This is a genomic window from Paenibacillus sp. AR247, assembly GCF_002968895.1.
Classification (GTDB): Bacteria; Bacillota; Bacilli; order Paenibacillales; family Paenibacillaceae; genus Paenibacillus_AQ; species Paenibacillus_AQ favisporus.
In genome coordinates, this window is the sequence record NZ_PCZT01000015.1 from 118739 (window position 1) to 122449 (window position 3711).

3 protein-coding genes, 2 pseudogenes and 1 riboswitch are annotated in these 3711 nt (G+C 54.6%); all 5 genes and pseudogenes read right to left on the reverse strand.

The features are described 5' to 3' along the window. A partial coding sequence (upp, locus tag CPT76_RS37785) for a uracil phosphoribosyltransferase (protein WP_105444863.1) occupies positions 1 to 399 on the reverse strand: 399 nt, incomplete at its 3' end. A gap of 583 nt (positions 400 to 982) precedes the next feature. Continuing rightward, positions 983 to 2130 (reverse strand): annotated as a pseudogene (locus CPT76_RS25200) (serine hydroxymethyltransferase). 61 nt (positions 2131 to 2191) lie between these two features. Further along, a complete protein-coding gene (locus tag CPT76_RS25205; protein ID WP_105444897.1) occupies positions 2192 to 2806 on the reverse strand; it encodes a TIGR01440 family protein in 615 nt (204 codons plus the stop codon). Positions 2807 to 2827: 21 nt separating this feature from the next. Beyond that, complete coding sequence (gene rpiB / locus CPT76_RS25210; RefSeq protein WP_105444864.1) at positions 2828 to 3283, reverse strand: ribose 5-phosphate isomerase B; 456 nt, start codon at positions 3281 to 3283, stop codon at positions 2828 to 2830. 147 nt (positions 3284 to 3430) lie between these two features. Further along, positions 3431 to 3512: riboswitch (ZMP/ZTP riboswitch) on the reverse strand. Positions 3513 to 3601: 89 nt separating this feature from the next. Further along, positions 3602 to 3711 (reverse strand): annotated as a pseudogene (locus CPT76_RS40495) (low molecular weight protein arginine phosphatase); the annotation flags it as partial.

Here is a 3711-nt window from a genome sequence, read left to right on the forward strand (position 1 = left end):
CATCGGATCGATGACGATCAGCTCGCGTTCGGTCACGTCCGTCGGCAGCTTCGTGTAATACTCGACAGGCTGCAGCGTTTCCGGATCGCGGAACAAGCCAACATGTCCCACCTTGGCGGCGGGAATCAGCTTCAGCATGCCGTCGAGCATGCCGAGCCCGGCGCGCAGAATCGGAATCAGGCCGAGCATGCGGCCCGCCAGAACCTTGCCGTCCATCTCGGCGACGGGTGTCTGCACCTTCACCGACTCGAGCGGAACCTCGCGTGTAATTTCGTAAGCCATTAAGGAAGCAACCTCATCGACCAGTTCGCGAAAATCTTTCGTGTTCGTCCGCACATCGCGGATAAATGTCAGTTTGTGTTGAATCAAAGGGTGATCACAAATCACCAGTTTTCCCATGTTAGTCCCTCCGGTTAAATCGTAAGTCTAAGTGCTGTCATTGCCGGTTAGTTAGATGCCCATTCGCATACGATACATGCAAGTACACAAATCTTATTTATTATATCATTCCTGGAAATGATTTTGCACCCAAGAAAGATATGTTTATTCTGGCCCAAAGATCAGCCGGCTTAAACGTTAACCGAAAGACCGCGCAAGGGAACCGGCATGGCGATACTCCCCGTAAAGACCCGCCAATCTAACATCTGCCCTTCGTACCTACCAGTCTTAAATCTAGCAGTTTATCTCCCTCTGAACTACTATATAAAAGCCACTCTAAGAGTGTGAAGGCACACAACCGCTATAGCGGCAGAATGGTTTATTGACCTATGCGGCTTCTGTGAACGTAATGAAAAACGTCTATCGGCGTATATATTCAAAAAGACAGACCGCGTTTAGCGGGAGTTTCTTTTTCGAGATCGGGATGGTTAGCCTCGAAACCTCGGAAAATCTCTATTTCTTATCTCTAAAAAAAAGGGACCGGAGAACATTCCCCAGTCCCTTATTTTCTCACAGACCTGTACTTCTCAAGATCTGTGTCCTATTAGTAGTTAAGTTCAGGATACAGCGGATATTGATCCGTCAGTTCCTTCACCATAGCCGCTGCTTTGGACAGCACGCCTTCGTCCTTAGGCGATTTCAGCGTCATGGCGATGATTTTGCCGATCGTCACCATAGCCGCTTCATCCATGCCGCGGGAAGTCGCAGCCGGCGTACCGATCCGGATTCCGCTCGTGACGAACGGGCTGGTCGGATCGAACGGAATGGCGTTTTTGTTGACGGTGATACCGACGGAGTCCAACACCTTCTCGGCGTCTTTCCCTGTAATGTTTACGCTGCGGGTATCCACCAGCATCAGGTGGTTATCCGTGCCGCCGGATACGATGTTCAGGCCTTCGCTGATCAGCGTCTCAGCCAATACTTTGGCGTTCTTCACCACGTTTTCGGCATACGTTTTGAACGATGGGTCCAGCGCTTCGCCCAAGGCTACGGCTTTGGACGCGATAACGTGCATCAGCGGACCGCCTTGCGTGCCCGGGAAGACGGCCTTGTCGATGGCCGCAGCCCAAGGCTGCTTGCACAGAATCATACCGCCGCGTGGTCCGCGGAGCGTTTTGTGCGTTGTCGTCGTGACAAAATGGGCGTGAGGCACCGGGTTCGGATGAAGCCCGGCTGCAACCAGGCCCGCGATATGAGCCATGTCGACCATGAACAGCGCGCCCACGTCATTGGCGATCGAAGCGAGAGCTTCGAAATCAATCGTACGCGGATAGGCGCTCGCACCGGCGACGATCAGGCGCGGACGGTGCTTGAACGCAAGCTTGCGGACTTCGTCATAATCAATGAGGAACGTATCTTCCTGGACCCCGTAAGCGACGAAGTTGTACAGCAGACCAGAAGCGTTCACCGGGCTTCCGTGCGTCAGGTGACGTTGGCATGCTCGGCTCCGAACAGTTCTTTCGCACGGTCACGGCGATATCCTCGACGATATCGACACGCTCGCAGCCGCCGTAGTACCGCTTGCCCGGATATCCTTCGGCGTATTGTTCGTGAGACGGAGCCCATGGNTTCCATAACCGCTTCACTGACAATATTCTCCGATGCGATCAGCTCGATGTTCGCACGCTGACGCTTCAGTTCCAAGTTCATGGCCTCGAGTACAGCCGGGTCCTTCTTACGCAATTGATCCATGTTAATAGTTCCTCCCTTATTGGAATTCAAATAAAATGTTCGTTTCAATCATCCGCTCATGTTAATCGCAAAGATCTGAACTGCCGCCGTCACGGTCGGCTCTGCCGGCTTCTTCATCCAGACGGTACACCGCCCGTTCGCCGCCGATCAGCTTGGGCCGCGTGTAGGCCGCATTCACGCGCGCATGCCCCACATAGCGCAGGGTCGGGCGGAAAGGCACCGCCACACGCCGCAGATGCATGCCGATCATCGTCTCGCCGATGTCGATGCCCGCGTGAGCCTCGATCGCTTCGGCCAGGCAAGGCTCCTTCATGGAACGGTAAGCAGCGGCAGCCATAGAGCCGCCCGCTTTCGGAACAGGAACGGCGGCGACCTCGGTTAAGCGAAGGCGCTCCAGTACGGAACGCTCCATCACAAGCGCCCGGTTCAAATGCTCGCAGCACTGAAACACCGTGTCGAAGCCGAACTTGGCCCGGACCTCGCCGATCGCCTGCAGCAGCTCCTCAGCAACCCCGAGCGCCCCCGAAGTGCCGATGCGTTTCCCGGCCACTTCACTGGTGCTCGTTCCGACAACCAGTACCTTACCAGGGCCAAGCCCTGCGGCTTCCACCAGCTCACGAAGGATTTGGGATACCTGTTCTCCCAGCGAAACTTCCAATGGACTGCCTCCTGACATGCTTTCCATGAGAAAACCTCCCTAATTGTTCAGATACCGCTCTTCAATCGCTTTAATCTTGTTCACGCGCCCGACATGACGCTCGCCGCCGCTGAACTCCGTGCCCAGCCAAGCCTTGACGATTTCCTGGGCCAGACCTGGACCGATGACGCGTTCGCCCATCGCCAGCACGTTGGAATCGTTATGCTCCCTGGTGGCAATCGCCGAGAACACATCGTGGACCAAGGCGCACCGGATGCCCGGAACCTTGTTCGCCGCGATGCTCATGCCGATGCCTGTTCCACAGATCAGGATTCCCCGGTCGGCCTCGCCTTTGGTAACCAGATCGCACACAGGGAGAGCATAGTCGGGATAGTCCACGGAATCTGTGCATCCGCATCCCACATCCGCAACTTGATGCCCCATCCCTTCGATCACGGCAATGATGTCTTCTTTCAAACGTATACCCGCATGATCTGTTCCAACAGCAATTTTCATCTTTCGAAAAACCTCCTAAAATTTCGCGCAATACAGAGAAACGAATCTAGCGCTCCCCGGTATTCCCGTGACTTCTTGTACCATTATAACTCATTTGCAGCCACTAGACGAAAAAAAGAGCAGTCCGCGGATCATTCCGCAGAATTGCTCTTTTGCCCAGGCGACCGGCCGTATATTCCGGTGCTCCATCGTGGTTGGATCCACATTGTCGCCAGTTACACCGGAACCGATGTTTTTCACCTTCATCATAAAGCATGACGCGATGAAAATCAATCTGCAAATTTACTCCATTTTTTCAGGCTTAGGCTCCCGCCAACCTTAAAATGTACGGAACGCTTCCAGCTTATCCAACAGCCGCTCGATAGCGGCGCGGATTTCTGCGGCGGTTACATCGTAATCGTCGCGGGACCCGCCGAACGGGTCCGAAA

Excerpts from the sequence above, each read along its gene's own strand:
- CPT76_RS25205 (WP_105444897.1), bottom strand. The coding sequence starts at position 2,806 with ATGTCAGGAGGCAGTCCATTGGAAGTTTCGCTGGGAGAACAGGTATCC.
- rpiB (WP_105444864.1), bottom strand. The coding sequence starts at position 3,283 with ATGAAAATTGCTGTTGGAACAGATCATGCGGGTATACGTTTGAAAGAA.